This is a genomic window from Paenibacillus sp. V4I9 (genome assembly GCF_030817295.1).
Taxonomy (GTDB): Bacteria; Bacillota; Bacilli; order Paenibacillales; family NBRC-103111; genus Paenibacillus_E.
Map to the genome: position 1 here is coordinate 7813641 of NZ_JAUSZE010000001.1, position 16468 is coordinate 7830108.

The following is a 16468-nucleotide window of genomic DNA, read 5'->3' on the forward strand; positions in this document are numbered from 1 at the left end:
TCAAAAGATATATCATTATGTATGTGGCGCTTATAAAATGATTAAGGGAGTGGGCACAACGATGAAGAATGTTTTTTCGTTAGACAGCACTACGATCACGAGAATCGAAGAAAAGATGCGATTCAAACGAGGGGTGGCGCAAGCGAGGGAGAAGGAGCTTTTTGACATTTTTGAGAAGCCAATGAGTGAAGAAGAAGCATGGGCTCTTAAATTTCTATACGCGTACATGCCGCTGAACGATTTGGCGGATTATGAGGGATGTCTCTTTTTAAGCCACGTGCGAACTACTCTTGAAATCCGTGAAGACGTGCAATGGGGAAGTCGTGTGCCCGATCACGAATTTCTGCATTTTGTGCTTCCATACCGAGTAAACAATGAAAACATCGAGGACAGCAGGGGATGGTTCTTCGGACAATTAGTTGACCGGGTCAAGAACCTTTCGATGGAACAGGCCATATTGGAAATTAATCACTGGTGTCATGAGAAAGCAACCTATGTCGGGCGCGACCCGCGAACGGTTTCCCCACTGACGATGGTCCGCAATACGCTGGGAAGGTGCGGAGAACAGTCGACTCTATTGGTGGCAGCACTAAGGAGTTTGTGCATTCCTGCTCGCCAGTGCTATACACCGCGATGGGCGCATTGTGATTCCAATCATGCTTGGGTGGAGGCGTGGGCTGACGGGAAATGGCATTTCCTTGGCGCGTGCGAGCCGGAGCCTCGACTGAATGAGGGGTGGTTTCGTGGGCCGGCTAAGCGGGCGATGCTCGTCAATACTCGCGTTGCAGCCAACTATCTAGGTCCAGAGGAGCTTACATTAGCACATCCTTGGTACTCTGAAATCAATTTACTGAGCCCTTACGCCCCGAGCAAAAAGATTACAATCAGGGTTAGAGACGAAAAGGGAAACCCGGTGCCTGGGGCCACTGTCATTTTCCAAGTGTACAACTATGCTGATTTTTCTCCTATTGCTACTATACCAGCAGACGAGCGAGGGGAAGCTTTCTTAACCGCAGGCTTTGGTGATTTGTTGATTCATTCGGTCTCGGGAAATCTTTGGGGGACGAAAAAGATTAGCGTGAAGGATGCCGATGTGTTTGACATTCAATTGTCCGATAAATTGCCGCAGGAAGGGATCAGCGTCTTCGATATGGTTCCCCCGCAGGAACTGTCAGATGCCAATGAAGACGCTATCACCGAAGCCGAAAAACAAGAGAACAACCGCCGTATTCAGGAGGGCGCGAGCATCAGGAAAAAATATGAGGCTTCCTTCGTGGATGCCCTTCAGGCAGAAGAATTGGCGAGAAAGTTGTCTTTGCCCGCGAGCAGGGTCAGGGACATATTGGAGAAAGCGCGTGGTAACAGTCACGAAATCGCTGCTTTTATACAAGAATATACGCCGAAATACGGCGAATGGACGTTGAAACTGCTAGAGAGTTTGAACGTTAAAGATTTGACGGATACATTCGGGTTAACGCTTGCAGACCATCTTATCCATTCCGCTGTGTTTAAAGAAAAGTTTGATGAAGAAACGTTTATGCGTTATATCCTTTGTCCAAGAGTTCATTTTGAAATGATAAGGTCTTATAGGAAATTTTTTCTGGAACAATTCACAGATTCGGAGCAACGAAGTTTCCGGGAGGATCCAATCAAGTTGGTTGGCTGGCTTTCGGAGCACTTTGAGATTGTGGAAGATTTGAATTATTATCAGGGAATGGCTACACCTATAGGGAGCTTTCGATTGCAAAAAGGCGACCGTTTGAGCCGAGATATTCTTTTCGTAGCGTTGGCACGAAGCCTAGGGATCCCTGCGCGTCTTGAACCGAGCGAACGGAGTCCTCAATTTCGGGCTGGTGATTCGTGGAAGGACGTTGTATTTTTACAGCAGGGCGGCCGAGAACGGACGGACTTGGCAGATAACAAGGAAATAGGCAGCATTAGGTTCATTGCAAATGCTGCAGTCGATAATGACTTGGAGTATTTCCGTAACTTTTCATTAGCGCGCTTTGAAAATGGTCAGTACAAGACGCTTCAATTCACCGCTGGCAAAAAGGATTTCTATGAGGAGCCGCTTGTTGTGAAGTCCGGCAGTTATCGGTTAACGACAGGTACGCGATTACCGGATGGGACAGCTAGGGTGCAATTCGCGATGTTTACTGTATTACAAGATAAAACAACGGAAATTATACCTGCTTTTTCCAAGGAATCCGTTCAAGCACCTGTATTGGGATCGGTCGATCCAGATATGTCTTTCTCCTTTTTCAATGGTAAACGAAGTACGCTAGGAGAATTGGCCGAACGTCGCGGTCTACTCATGGCTTGGATCGATCCGGATAGGGAACCTACGAAGCATTTGATTCGGGAACTTCGAGAGCTTTCTAAGGAGTATGATGATTGGGGTGGCTCCATTTGCCTAGTTGTTGAGGATGATAAAGTGACTGCTGCGTTTCAGCCGAACGCTTACGAAGGCTTACCTGCCAAAACAGGTTTTGCAAAAGACGTCTCCAGCGAAGGCCTGCAATCCGTGCTGTCTGGCATCCAGTCGGAGCTTCAACCCAATCATCCGCTTGTTTTTGTGGTGGACCGCGATTGCCGCATCCGGTATCTGTCTGCCGGCTATAAGCTGGGTATCGGTAAAGAGGCGCTTCAAGTTGTAAGGCAGTCGGATGAAGAGTCGTTTGGGCCCAATAAGCAGGCTTGATAATTTGGTATATTTAATTTACAATGTTGGTATATATTTTTATATCAAATAGTCTACGAGATGCATGGACAACTGGAAGTGATGTGTTGGAATTGGATACTAAACCGCTTTATATGAAAATTTTGAGCGATTTGAAAGAAAAGATTAGATCAGGGGAGTACGTGCCTGAACAGCAGCTTCCGACCGAAGTAGAACTGGCGATGCAGTACGGCGTCAGCCGGATTACTTCCAAACGCGCCCTGATCGAGTTGGAGCGGGAAGGCATGATATACCGCAAACGTGGCAGCGGAAGCTACGTGAAATATCCGGAAGAGGCTGTTGATACGGGTATTCCAAACGCAACGAACCCCATCATCGCAATGATTTTGCCTTATATGGCTACAAGTGAGCTTGATTATATCAAAGGCGCCCACGATTACTTGGACTCCAAAGGTTATTATTTGAGCATACACAACAGTAACTGGAGAAAAGAAAAAGAAAAAGAGATACTTGCTAAGGTGCCGAAAAGCGGCCTGAGCGGTATCATCGTGTATCCAATTAGCACGATTAGCAACATCGATGTGATTAATGCACTCTATTGGAACGATTATCCGATTGTGACGATCGATCAATATTTCGATAGCTTGCCTATCAGCAGTGTCGTATCCGACAACTTTGAAGGTGGGTATATGACGGCCAAAAGATTGATTGAACTCGGACACGAACGGATCGCTTTTGTTTCCAGTGTCAGCATTGAATACCGCAGTTCTGTAAGAGACAGGTACCTAGGTTATTGCAAAGCGCTAAAAGACCATAAGATGTCAATCGATTCTGATCTCGTGCTGACGGATTTCTATCGTGAGTTGAGTGGGGCAAACGCGAAAGGATTTTACAAATCGTTGATTGCGAAATTGAGGCATATGAAGGTTACCGCTCTTCAGGTTGAGCATGATCATCTTGCTGTCGATCTGCTCAAAACCGCTTTGGAAATGGGGATTGGCGTTCCCGAACAGCTATCCATAGCGGGCTTTGACGACCATGAGATAGCCAGGCATGTCGAAGTTCCATTATCTTCGGTCGGCCAAGATTATTATTCGATTGGGCGCCAAGCGGCGGAAATCATTATTCGGAGGATTGAGAACGCCGATACCGAGCAATACAAAATTAAGACTCCGGTACGATGGGTTGAACGCGAATCCACTGGACCACGCCCGAATCCATATACGACGGATCTGCCAGCCGTACAACTATAAACAGCGAACCTTCCCAGGTATCATGCCTTCCTCCGGGAAGGTTTTATATTTACACGGCATTTTGGGGAGTAAGGTGACGTAAGGCAAGTTGTACAGCGTACAACAATTTCCTTGATTTCTTCTGGGAAAGCTATAGATGTTGTATGCTATGCAACAATCGCGTGGAAAACGCGGACTAGCTTACCTAAAGTTGTACAAAGTGCAACTTTACATGCTCAAGTAAGCATTAGGTCACTTAGGCATAGCTTGCTTTCATCAGCTAAACACGCTCAACCAAGGACGGCGTAAGCCTTTTATTGTGCACGGGACAAATTGAGTATAACCAAATTTATTAGTTTAAACAAAAGATATATTAACTATTTACAAAGATAGGTCATTTCGCTATAATCTTATTATTGAACGAGGTTAAAGATATATCTAATTGTGTCGATTCTCCTGAATTCGGAGAGTTAAACATCCATCGTACTATTTTAGTTGGCATACATAACTCGGGTGTTCACAATGGGATTCAACTTGTTCTTGTAAAGAGATCGTTTTGTAAGCGTTTTAATTTTTTCAAATCCAAAGGATAGTGAGGGGTTCGAATGAAAGCGTTTAAATTACTTGCAATTCCAGTAGCTCTTACGATGGTCGCGGGTGTAGTTGGTTGTTCACAAGGTACGGACAACAAGACATCATCGCCGACACCACAGCCAACTGCACAAACAACAGCGGCGCCGCAAAGTGCGAAGCCGGATGAAAAGAAAGTCGATTTGAAAGGTCAAAGCATTAAAATTGGTGCCTGGTATGACGGAGCCGACCCAAGAACAGTGAAAGAGAAAGGCCCAGCAGAAGAAGCACAAATCAAATTAATTGAAGCTGCTGAGAAGAAATACAACTGTAAAATCGAGTTTGTTAAATTCGGGGATTACGACAAATACGTGGAGAATTTCACGACTACTTCTCTCTCCGGACAGCCGTTTGCGGATATCGTGCGCATGGAATTATTTTGGGCGTTCCCGCAGCTTGCGAATAAAGGATTTGTCCAGCCGATCGATCAATGGATCAAAGTATCTGATCCTAAGTATATCGATTGGATGAAAGCAGGCGGCAGCTATAATAACCATCAATACGGGTTGATTGATTCCGCTCCGTCCCCGTACGGTATCTTCTATAATAAAACGTTGGTACAGAAGCTTGGTTTGGAAGATCCATACGAACTGCAGCAGAAGGGCCAATGGAATTGGGAGAAATTCCGCGAGTTCTCCAAAAAAGCGACACAGGACACGAATGGTGACGGTAAAACCGATGTATGGGGCATCACTGGCGCTTATGGCAAAGTGAAAGCTTTCGCGGAGCAATTAGTTTACACGAACAAAGGGGCTGTGGATAAAGATGCAAGCGGAGCCATCAAGTTCTCTTTGAATAATGAAAACTCCATACAAGCGCTGCAATACGTATCTGATCTGTTTAACGTGGACAAATCAATCGAACAGCCGATTCCAGAAGACGCAAGTAAAGAGTTTGTAGCGGGCAAAGGCGTCATGTACGCGGGCTTCAGCTGGGAACTCGGTGGTTTGAAGGACAACATGAAGGGCCAAGAACTCGGCTATGTGTTCTTCCCGAAAGGTCCGAAGGCCGACAAGTATGTGTCCTACACGCCTTTTGGCAACATGTGGATGGTATCTAAGTACTCGAAGAATGCTGAAGTTGCTTTGCATATTATGGACGAAATCAGCTTGAACGAAGAAGGCAGAAAGCTTTCCGAGCAATCTTGGCAGCAGTCCTACCCGAACAAAGAGTCCATGGATACACGTAAGCAAATGGATAAAAGCATTAATTACATTTCTTACTATGGGATTCCGGACGGAGAAAAATTGTTCGAAGGTATTGTGAAGGACATCACAGAAGGTAAAGTATCTCCGGCAACGGCTGTAGACAAAGTGAAGCCTCAATTCGAAGCGAAGATCAGTAAACTGCTCGAGGATAGCAAATAAACATTCATGATGCCATGCCCCTAATTCCATGCTAGCAGGGATTAGGGGCAAAGTTAAGAAAAGGGGGAAAACCCATGCGCCGAGCATTCGCCAAAGTGTTCCTCATATTCGTTTTGTTTTTTGCAACCGGGTTCGCACCGTATCAGTGGCTCGGCGGCGGTTCCCGCCAAATCGTGACAGCGGAAGAGAGTCCAATAAGCGGTACAGCGTTATCGGCATTGGCAGATACATATAAAAAAGGCAGCTATGCGGAATATTTGGCCAAGTACAAACAATCGGCGCGTCCAAGCGCTGAAATCGTTATTCCCACCGAACAATTCAGTTCAGCCCAAGGCATGAACGTTTCCGTTCTAGACAATTATCAAGGGGAAAACGGGAAGTCCATTCTGACTTCGGATACGGGGTCCATTGAATGGCAATTTACAGTCGAGCAAGAGGGATTGTACAACATTGGCATCCATTACTACACAGTAAGCGGGAAAGATTCGGATATAGAAAGAGAATTGCGAATTGACGGTTCGGTACCATTTGCCGAGGCGAAAAGCATGACGTTCCAACGAATTTGGAAGAACGATAAAGATGAGTTCGAGCGTGACGAGCAGGGCAACGATTTGGTTCCGTCGCAAGCGGAAGAGCCGATGTGGCAGGCATCGTTATTAAAAGATGCGACCGGATTTAATGAAGATCCTTATCTGTTTTATTTTTCAAAAGGCAAGCACGCCATCATGTTTACTTCGGTAAGAGAACCGCTCATTATTCATTCACTTAGACTTACAAACTCGGCAACAACGCCTTCGTATGATACGTTGGCGAGCACGTATACGCAAAAAGGTTACCAGCTTGCGAAAGATGTGATGCTGCAAGTTCAAGGCGAACACGCCTTATATAAATCTTCTCCAACACTATTGCCTTATAATGATCGTTCCAGCCCTGCGCTAGAGCCGTATCACGTATCTAAATTGCGGAACAATGCAATGGGCGGGTGGGCTTGGCGGCTTCCTGGCCAATGGATCGAATGGGAATTGGATGTACCGGACGACGGATTGTATCAAATAGCGGTGAAAAATCATCAAAACTATTTGCGCGGGATGGCTTCGCTTCGAACGATGTACATCGACGGCAAAATACCCTTTCAGGAGCTTCAGCATGTCGACTTTCCGTTCAATAGCGAATGGCAGACGACGGTGATCGGCCAAGATGCTGAGCATCCGTACTTGTTTTATTTCACGAAGGGTAAACACAAAGTCCGGCTCGAAGTGACATTGGGGGATTTGGCACCCATTCTGAATGCGGTGGAAACGAGCATTTTGAACTTAAATGCGCTGTATCGTAAAATTATTAGCTTTACGGGGACGGTGCCCGATTCGTTTCGGGATTATCAGCTCGAGCAAAGAATTCCCGAGATGGCTGGGGAGTTTCGTAAACAAAGCGACTTGCTCCAAAAAATTACGAAGTTGATTCAAGGACAGAATGGAAAGAACGATGAGCGTACCGCGATATTGAATACACTAGCTTACCAGCTCAGTGATATGGCAGACAGACCGGATACGGTGCCATCTCGGATTGATCAGTTCAAAACCAATGTAGGGGGACTCGGGGCGTGGCTGCTTTCGGTGAATGAACAACCGCTAGCCATCGATTATCTGACGCTAAGCTCGCCGCAAGCCAAACTGCCGAATCCGGAAGCGACTGCGTGGCAGAAATTCAAAAGCAGCTCAGCGGCTTTCTTCGCTTCCTTCTTTGAGAATTATGATCAGTTATCGAACACAAAAGAGGGAGCTGATTCGGTTTCTGTATGGGTGACCTCAGCACGTGACCAAGCGCAGACCATCAAGAAATTGATTGACGAAACCTTTACGCCAAAGACAGGAATAAAAATCAATTTGAAGTTGGTATCAGCAGACATTTTGCTGCCTTCGACGGTAGCAGGTAAAGGGCCGGACGTAGCGCTGCAAGCTCCCAACGATTTGCCTGTCAATTATGCAAGCCGGAACGCGATGCAGGATCTATCGGTGTTTCCAGATTTTAACAGCGTGAAATCACGCTTTAGCGAGAGTGCGATGGTTCCGTATGAGTTTTCAGGAAGCTATTACGCACTGCCGGAAACGCAAACCTTTCCAGTTCTCTTCTATAGGAAAGATATTTTGGAAGATGAGTTGAAGATGAAGCCTCCGCAAACGTGGGAAGACGTGTATGATATGCTGCCTGCCCTACAGAAGCATAACTTGCAGTTCGGGCTGCCGCAAAAACCGTTGAACACATTTGGTAACGATTTGGAAACGACCAATATCATCACGCTTCCGCCGAACCCGGCTTTAGCCATGTTTTTATACCAGCATGATGGAGAGTTTTATAATAATGACGGAGCCACTAGCGGTCTTGATTCGGAAACGGCGATCAAGGAGTTCAAGCAGTGGACCGATTTTTACGTAAATTATAAAATTCCGATCGCAGCGGATTTCGCCAACCGTTTCCGTACAGGGGAAATGCCTATTGGCATCGCTGACTACACGATGTACAACAAGCTGTCTGTCTTTGCCCCGGAAATTAAAGGATTGTGGGAATTTGCACCTGTTCCAGGAACGAAGAAACCAGACGGATCCCTTCGGCGCGATGTCGGCAGCGGGGGATCAGGCGTTGTCATGTTCAAACGTACGAAAAATAAAGACGCCGCATGGAAGTTTATGGAATGGTGGACCAGCAAAGAGACGCAAATAGCGTTTGGACGTCAAATGGAAATTCGCATGGGATCTTCGGCTAGGTATCCGACGGCCAACATGGAAGCTTTAGCCGCTCTGCCTTGGCCTTCCAGAGATTTCGACAGATTGAAGGAGCAGATGAAGTGGGTAAAAGGGATACCCGAGGTTCCGGGCGGTTATTTGACGGGACGCAACATTGATAATGCCTTTCGTAGAGTCGTCGTACAAGGCGACGATCCACGCGAAACGATGGATTATTATGTCCGTTATATCAACGACGAAATTGCTTTAAAACGGAAAGAGTTTAATCTTCCCTACGAGAAATGAGGGGGCGCCATGAAACAACAGCCTGCAGTGAACCCTAGCATGCCACGTGATACTGGAACATCCGTGATGAAAACCAACTCGGCGTTCCAAGGTAAATTCGGCCGACTGGGTAGTGATGTCAAAAAACATAAGCATGCCTATATGTTAATAGCGCCATACTTTCTTATTTTCCTTACATTTACGGTATTTCCCGTATTAATGTCCGTCTGTTTAAGTTTCACGAGCTACAATATGCTTGAACCGCCTAAATGGGTTGGTTGGCAAAATTTCGCCAGATTGTTCGTACAGGACGACATCTTTTTGATCGCACTCAAAAATACGCTCCTGTTTGCATTAATTACAGGGCCGATCAGCTATATGGCTTGTTTCCTGTTCGCTTGGCTGATCAATGAGCTGCGGCCTAAGCTGCGCGCTGTGCTCACGCTAATCCTGTATGCGCCTTCGATTTCGGGTAATACGTACCTGATCTGGCAAACCTTGTTTGCCAGCGATTCTTACGGGTATGCCAATTCATTCTTGATCAAATGGGGGATGATCCTGGAGCCGATCCAGTGGCTGCAGGATCCGAGGTTCGTTCTCGCGATTCTAATCCTCGTACAGCTGTGGCTCAGTTTGGGAACATCCTTTCTAGCCTTTATCGCTGGTCTGCAAAATGTAGATCGTACGCTGTATGAAGCCGGTGCCATCGATGGCGTTCGTAATCGTTGGCAGGAGCTATGGTTTATCACACTGCCGGCCATGCGGCCACAGCTGCTGTTCGGCGCGGTTATTCAAATCACGCTCGCTTTCTCCGTGGCTGAAATTTCTATCTACATGATTGGCTTCCCGAGTGTAGATTACGCAGCACATACGATTGTGACCCACTTAGTCGACTATGGTTCGATCCGTTTCGAGATGGGGTACGCCTCCGCGATCGCGACTGTCTTGTTTACCATCATGTTTGCAACAAACCTCTTGACGCGTAAGCTGCTAGGAAAAGTGGGTGAATGACCGGGATGAAGCTGACATTAAAGATGCCAAAGCGTTTGAACCGTTCTTGGGCGGTTGATATTTTACTGTTCCTGCTGCTTGGCGGCATAGCCTTCTTTATGGCACTGCCGCTGGTTTTTACCATTAGCAATGCGTTTAAACCAATCGATGAAATATTCGTGTTTCCACCAAAGCTATTAGTGCGAAATCCTACATTCAAAAACTTTACCGATTTAGTGAACATTTTTTCCGATTCATGGGTGCCGTTCTCTCGCTATGTGTTTAATACGTTCTTTATTGCCATCGTAGGCACTGTGGGTCATGTCATCATCGCATCCGCTGCTGCTTATCCGCTGGCCAAAATCAAGTTCCCAGGCAGGAACATCCTGTTCAATCTAGTCGTTATGTCGCTTATGTTTACGGCTTATGTGACACAGGTACCCAATTACATGACCATTTCTTGGCTTCATCTAATTAATACCTATTGGGCGATCATCTTGCCGTCCTTCGGCATGACACTCGGATTATATCTGATGAAACAGTTTATGGAGCAAGTTCCAGACTCTCTTCTGGAAGCAGCGAAAATCGATGGTGCCAGCGAATATCGGATTTTTTGGCAGATCGTTATGCCGATCGTTAAGCCTGCGTGGCTGACGCTGGTCATTTTTTCGCTGCAAAATTTGTGGACGAATGGTTCCGTGACGAGCCATAAATATATTTACAGCGAGCAGTTGAAGACCGTTGATTATGTGTTCGGGCAAATAGCTAGCGGTGGATTGGTCCGGACGGGACCAGTGTCAGCCGTTACCCTGCTAATGATGGCCGTGCCGATTACCGTGTTTATCGTGACGCAGAGCAACATCATCCAAACCATGTCCACTTCTGGTCTGAAAGAGTAAACAGGGGGGAGCCACTTGAAAAGAATACTTATCATGATGTTCGCCGTTGTGCTTTTCATCGGTATGGCCGCTCCTGTGATTGCCGCACCTAACAACGATACGTACAATTATAATTTTTGGGGACAGAGCGTCCCGGCTCCGAGTCCCTATGAGCTGGAGCAGGTCATGTATGGAACAGACTGGAAAACGGGCAATTTGTCGTCACCCCAAGATCTATTCATCGGAAGTGATCGCAGAATCTACATTGCGGATACGGGAAATGATCGAATTGTCGTATTGAATGATCAGTTCCAGGAAGTTCAGGTGATTTCCGGTTTCGAAAATAACGGAAGCAAGGAAACGTTCAACAAGCCGGAAGGCGTGTTCTACAACGGAACCGACGGTCATCTTCTTATTGCGGATACGCAAAGCAAAAGGCTGGTGGAATTGAACGGTCAGGGAACGTTGGTACGTGTAATGGGGGAGCCGAAGTCTTCACTACTGCGCGAAGGGTTTCAATACATGCCAACTAAGCTAGTTGTCGACAAGGCACAGCGGATCTATGTCATTAGTCGCGGATCCTACGAAGGAATTATGGAATTTGATACCGATGGCGAATTCAATGGGTTTATCGGTACGAATCGCGTGAAGTTCAATCCCGTAGATTTGTTTTGGAAACGGATCTCAACTAAAGCGCAGCGCGAGCAAATGCAGCTGTTCATTCCGCTTGAATTTAATAACTTGGACATGGATGAAGACGGTTTTATTTATACGACCACTTCAGAGGAAAAATCGGATCGCCCGATCAAACGGTTGAACCCGTCTGGTGTGGATATTTTAAGGGATAAAGGGTATTTCCCGCCTAAAGGGGATATCCAAACGCTGGAAGTCGGAAGCGCGCCTGGAAGCTCCATTTTCATCGATATTGCTAAGGACGATGGCGGCATGTACAGCGCAATGGATTTGAAAAGGGGCCGTATTTTCACTTATGACAAAGACGGCAATCTGCTGTACGAATTCGGTGGACTTGGCAGCGAACAGGGGAAATTCCGTACGCCTTCGGCGATTGCGATGCTCGGGGACAAGGTGCTGGTGCTCGATAAAGACAACAACCGTTTGTCTGTCTTCCAGCCTACACGTTACGGAAGCCTGATACGTGAAGCAGTTAAATCGCTCTATAACGGGAAAACGGATGCATCTACCGCTTCATGGCGGCAAGTGCTTCAAATGAATGGCAACTTTGAGGTGGCCTACATCGGGATCGGTAAATCGTTATTGAAAAATGGCGATAACCGCGGGGCGATGAGCTATTTCAAATTAGGAAATAACCGTGACTATTATTCAGAAGCCTTCAAACGGTACCGGAAAGAAGTTGTGTTCGCACATTTTGGCACCATCGTATTCGGCTTTGCGATTGTCTTCGGTCTTGGTTATACAGCTGTGAAGCTTGCTGGCAGAAGAATGCGTGGAAAGCATTATACGGAAATCGGTGTGTTGAAAAATCCTTTTTATACGATGGTGCATCCGTTCAACGGATTTTGGGAGATGAAGTACGAACAAAAAGGCAGGTTGAAGGTTGTGGTCATCAGCTTACTTCTCCTCGTGCTCTTCACCATTTTGAAACGACAGTACAGCGGGTTTGTTGTCAATATGAACAATCCGCTCGAGCTGAACAGTCTCAATGAGCTGAAATTCATCGTTCTTCCGTTTCTGCTCTGGTGTATTGCGAATTGGTCATTGACTACTTTAATGGATGGGGAAGGCAAGTTTAAAGAAATCGTAATGGCAACAGGCTATGCGCTGATGCCGCTCATCCTGATCTATCTGCCGCAGACGCTTTACAGCAATGTGATTACTGGAAGTGAAAGCACGTTTTATTATTTGCTCGATGCGATTGCATACATCTGGTTCATCTGGCTGCTGTTTGTAGGTACCATGACGGTTCATCAATATTCAGCTTCCAAGACGGTGGTCACGATGATTCTGACGCTTGTTGTTATTGGTATCATTATCTTCCTCGGGGTATTGTTCTTCAGCATGCTGCAGCAAATGATCAATTTTATCACATCCATTTACCGCGAACTCTCATTCAGATTTTAGCGGAACACAATAGGTTAACTAAGATTATGCTTACGAAGAAAGTTTTCCTTCGGAAAACTCTAAGGAGGGATGAAGGTGTCCAGCAAGATGAAAATATCCCTTGGCATCCTGAGCGCCGGTTTGGTGGCCTGCAGTCTGATCGTGATCTACTCGCAGGATCAATCTATAAGCATGGCGGAAGCTCAATCCCAGGTCAAATCAGTTCTTCCAGATCAATCAGGCAAGGGAAATTCAGTAACTGCCGCAAGCTCGGAGGTTCGAGCTGCAAGTGGAATGGTTGCTGTATCGTCCAATACAGCCGAGGAGCAGAGGGCTCTTGAAGCCATGGAGCTAATAACCCAGAACGAATTTCTGATGCTCTACGTCAAACGCGAGACGGCCGAGGTTGCTGTCAAGGACAAAAGAGATGGCTATATCTGGTTCTCTAATCCAGTGGATCGAGAGAAAGATCCCAAAGCTTCTCCTTTGTATAAATCCGAACTATCGTCCCAACTGTTAGTTACCTATTACAACGAAAAAGGGCAGCTTAATACGTTCAACAGCTACGACGATAGCGTAAAAAAGAAGCAATTTAAAATCAGCACCGTGGACAAAGGCATCAAAATTGTATACCAGCTGGGAAATATTCCGAAAGATTACGGCAATATTCCTAAGGTAATCGGTAAACAGCGGTTTGAGGAGCGTATCCTGGGGAAGCTGACGGACAAGGACACCCGTGAGGATGTCGCTTTCAAATTCCGATTGGACGAACAGAAGCAAATATATGAAGTTCGCAAGCTGCAGGATTTTGTGGCGGAGGAGCTGTCCCAAAAACTAGAGGCAATCGGTTATACGAACGAAGAAGCCGCCAAGGACAATAAGGACAATGGGGCGGGAAGCAGCGCCCAAGAGGAAGGTCCGAGGTTTACGGTTCCGCTTGAGATCACCTTGGACGGAGAGCATCTTGTTGTCAAGACAGCTAGCAAGGAGCTTCAGTATACGAATGCCTATCCGATTGCCATGCTGCAGCCGCTCAAATATTTCGGGGCTGCCGATGATAAAAAAGACGGTTACATGTTCGTCCCTGACGGGTCTGGCGCCTTGATTCATTTGAATAACAACAAAAAGAACGCGGAAGCGTACAACCTTCCGGTTTACGGTTCCGATGGCACTTACGACGTCAAAGAAAAGATTCAAACGAATGAGACCACGAGACTGCCCGTCTTTGGCATAAAGCAGAATGATCACGCTATGCTTGGCATGATTGAAGGCGGAGACGCGATGGCCAATATCACGGCGGACATCTCCGGCAGAAACGATTCTTACAACACGGTTGGCGGGAAGTTTAAAGTCATGGACATGGACTTCTATACGTTAACGTCAGGAACCAAAACGAGCTCCGTACCGATGTTCGGGCAGAAGCCTTTTCAAGGGGATTATCAGATTCGATATGACTTTTTGTCAGGACCTTCATCCGACTATACGGCTATGGCAGGCAAGTATAGAGAGTATTTGGTAAATAAATACGGTCTGAAAAAGCTGGAGCCTGCTAAGGCGAGTCCTTTCCTGCTTGAGGTGGAGGGGGCGTTCCAGAAACAAGAATCTTTTGTCGGTGTTCCGTATCAATCAACGGAAGCGCTGACCACCTTTGATGAAACGCAGTCAATGTTAACAGCTCTGAAAGAAAAAGGAGTCAAGGATATCGGGCTCCGCTATGTCGGTTGGTTTAATGACGGGATTCGGCATACGTCTCCATCGAACGTTGAAGTAGTCGGTGAGTTAGGCGGTAAGAAGGGGTTCCACAAGCTGATCGATTATATGTCAAAGGAAAACATCCATCTTTTCCCCGATGTAGCTTTTCTTGAGAAATATAAAGGAGCTTCAGACGCAGCTTCCTTTTTAGACAGACAGAAGGCCAAAATTTACAAGTATGACCCTGTGATGTATGTCAAAGATACAACGAAATTTTCACATTACTTATTATCGCCGTCCGCGCTGGCAAAAACCAGTGGACGGATTTGTCTCCGACTACGCGAAGTTTGGCCTTACAGGCTTGTCCCTTAGGGATTTAGGGAATGAAGTGAACTCAGACTTTAACCCGGATCATCCTATTAACCGGCAGGAAGCGTTAAACATTGCTGTTGACAGAACCGACAAGCTGAAGCAGCGGGCCAATAACCTAATGGTGAATGGCGGTAATGCCTACAGCCTGCCGTACGCCAATATCATTGTGAATGCTCCGACCAAGAGCAGTCGCCTGAATCTGACCGACGAAGACGTACCCTTTTATCAGATCGCGCTTCACGGTTTTTATGATCTCGCCGGTGAGCCGTTTAATATGCAGAGTGTAACTGATTCACGCGTTTCCTTGCTGAAAGCGCTGGAGACTGGATCGGATATTTACTACCAGTGGTACTACAGTGATTCCTCAGCGGTTAAGGATTCGGATTATAACGAACTATATGCGCTGCATTACGGGGATTGGCTGGATCAAGCGGCCAGTTTCTACAAAGAGGCTGGCACTGTGCTGAATGAGGTTCGGTCATATGTGATTACCGATCACCGCAAATTAGCAGAGGGTGTGGTTCAAACGACCTTCGAAAATGGGAAGAAGATTATTGTCAATTACAACAACGCTGCGGTGCAGGTGAACGATAAACAACTAGAGGCCATGAGCTACTGGGTAGGAGGTGAGTGATTTGCGGAAAAAAAGATTATCGTTGGAACAGACGAAAGCGTGGTACGGCGTGTTGTTCGTATCTCCCCTCATCCTGGGGATGGTCATGCTTTTTCTGCTACCGCTCATTCAGTCGTTCCGGTTCAGTTTAAGTTCCATACAAATGGTAGAGGGTGGCTTTGCCGTACTGCCTACTGGATTTAGCAACTACGTCAGCTTATTTGCCTCCAATCCGGATTACCCCCGGTTATTGGTGGAAGGTGTCGTTAACATGGTTGTGAATGTGCCGATCATCATTATTTTTAGCTTGTTCGCAGCGGTGCTATTGAATCAAAAATTTAAAGGGCGCGCCCTTGCGCGCGCGATCTTCTTTTTGCCGGTCATTCTGGCGTCGAGTGCCCTCGCTAATCTAGATATCAGCAGCCTTGTGGGAGGTTCGGCTCTGAGTGGAAGCGGGAGCGGAGACGGTTCTAATATGCTGCAAAGCTTTGAACTCAAAAAAATGCTGCTGGATTCGGGCATGGCTCCTATCGTAGTCAATTACATTACGAGTGCTGTAGACCGGATTTATGAAATTATCAGCTCTTCTGGTGTGCAAATTTTGATTTTCTTGGCAGGGCTTCAATCGATCTCCCCTTCCTTGTACGAGGCATCCAAAATCGAAGGGGCAACGGGATACGAGATTTTTTGGAAAGTGACGTTTCCGATGATGTCCCCGCTCATATTAACGAACCTGGTCTATTCCATAATTGATTCCTTCAGCAGAAATAAAATCAATACGCTCATTTCGCAAACGGCGTTCAAAACCTTCGATTTCGGTTTAAGTGCGGCAATGTCTTGGGTGTACTTCATTGTTGTGGCTATCATCCTTGTCATCTCCACTGCGCTTGTCTCAAGAAAAGTATTTTATTACGACTGATGGAGGGATTG

General features: G+C 46.5%; 10 protein-coding genes. All 10 read left to right on the forward strand.

Annotated features, from left to right (window positions below):
- Positions 1–61 precede the first annotated feature (61 nt).
- The 10 genes from QFZ81_RS36050 (at position 62) to QFZ81_RS36095 (ending at position 16457) form a co-directional block, all read left to right on the forward strand.
- Positions 62–2701, forward strand: coding sequence for a transglutaminase domain-containing protein (locus QFZ81_RS36050; protein ID WP_307606595.1), 2640 nt, complete (start codon positions 62–64; stop codon positions 2699–2701).
- 83 nt (positions 2702–2784) lie between these two features.
- Positions 2785–3933 (forward strand): GntR family transcriptional regulator, encoded by a 1149-nt coding sequence (locus QFZ81_RS36055; protein ID WP_307606597.1) that lies wholly within the window; start codon positions 2785–2787, stop codon positions 3931–3933.
- A gap of 584 nt (positions 3934–4517) precedes the next feature.
- Complete coding sequence (locus QFZ81_RS36060; protein WP_307606599.1) at positions 4518–5909, forward strand: ABC transporter substrate-binding protein; 1392 nt, start codon at positions 4518–4520, stop codon at positions 5907–5909.
- Positions 5910–5983: 74 nt separating this feature from the next.
- Complete coding sequence (locus tag QFZ81_RS36065) at positions 5984–8935, forward strand: extracellular solute-binding protein (RefSeq protein WP_307606601.1); 2952 nt, start codon at positions 5984–5986, stop codon at positions 8933–8935.
- Positions 8936–9001: 66 nt separating this feature from the next.
- Positions 9002–9925, forward strand: coding sequence for a carbohydrate ABC transporter permease (locus QFZ81_RS36070; RefSeq protein WP_307607130.1), 924 nt, complete (start codon positions 9002–9004; stop codon positions 9923–9925).
- Positions 9926–9930: 5 nt separating this feature from the next.
- Complete coding sequence (locus tag QFZ81_RS36075; protein WP_171639828.1) at positions 9931–10803, forward strand: carbohydrate ABC transporter permease; 873 nt, start codon at positions 9931–9933, stop codon at positions 10801–10803.
- 15 nt (positions 10804–10818) lie between these two features.
- Entirely contained in the window at positions 10819–12882 is a 2064-nt protein-coding gene (locus QFZ81_RS36080; RefSeq protein WP_307606603.1) for a YIP1 family protein, read from the forward strand.
- 75 nt (positions 12883–12957) lie between these two features.
- A complete protein-coding gene (locus QFZ81_RS36085) occupies positions 12958–14925 on the forward strand; it encodes a DUF5696 domain-containing protein (protein ID WP_307606605.1) in 1968 nt (655 codons plus the stop codon).
- Positions 14870–15559: a DUF5696 domain-containing protein gene (locus QFZ81_RS36090; RefSeq protein ID WP_307606607.1), complete on the forward strand. Its 690-nt coding sequence runs from the start codon at positions 14870–14872 to the stop codon at positions 15557–15559. The genes QFZ81_RS36085 and QFZ81_RS36090 overlap by 56 nt, the downstream gene beginning before the upstream one ends.
- Position 15560: 1 nt before the next feature.
- Positions 15561–16457 (forward strand): carbohydrate ABC transporter permease, encoded by an 897-nt coding sequence (locus QFZ81_RS36095; RefSeq protein ID WP_307606609.1) that lies wholly within the window; start codon positions 15561–15563, stop codon positions 16455–16457.
- Positions 16458–16468: the final 11 nt, after the last annotated feature.